We start from the raw sequence: 545 nt of genomic DNA, 5'->3' as shown, positions 1-545 counted from the left end.
CAAATCCCGTTTTAGCTCAAGAACCTGACTCTCATTTCGAAGAAGTCGTGGTATGGGGAACGAAAGTTTCCAGCAATACCGAATCGATGTTCGCAGACGATATGTCATTAAAGCAGGCCGATCATATGTCGGATCTACTGCGTGATATCCCGGGCGTTGATGTGGGTGGCACTCACTCAGTCAACCAGCGCATCACGATTCGCGGCTTGGGTGAGACTGACTTGGATATCCGTCTGGATGGCGCGTCACAACACGCGAGTATGTTCCACCACATCGGTAACTTAACGCTGAACCCAGATATTCTAAAGTCGGCAGATATCCAAGTGGGTAACAACTCAGTGACGCAAAATGGGTTGGGTGGTTCGGTGTATTTTGAAACCAAAGATGCACGCGATTTGCTTCGTTACGATGAAACTTTTGGCGCGCGTGTATACGGTGGTTTTGCATCTAACGACAATCAACAAGGCTCATTAACGTTATACGGTTTGCTGTCAGAAAACGTAGACGCAATGGTTTATGGCCACTATGTGACGCGTGACGATTTC

At 47.9% G+C, this 545-nt stretch carries 1 protein-coding gene; it reads left to right on the top strand.

Going from position 1 to position 545, the window contains the following annotated elements:
- Positions 1–545 (top strand): TonB-dependent receptor plug domain-containing protein (locus R7Q11_RS28680; protein WP_225467286.1); only part of this gene is annotated, 545 nt, incomplete at both ends.

It is taken from the genome of Vibrio sp. 970, assembly GCF_033339075.1.
Note: the sequence above shows the minus strand (reverse complement) of the source record. Positions and strands in the feature narration are given on the sequence as shown.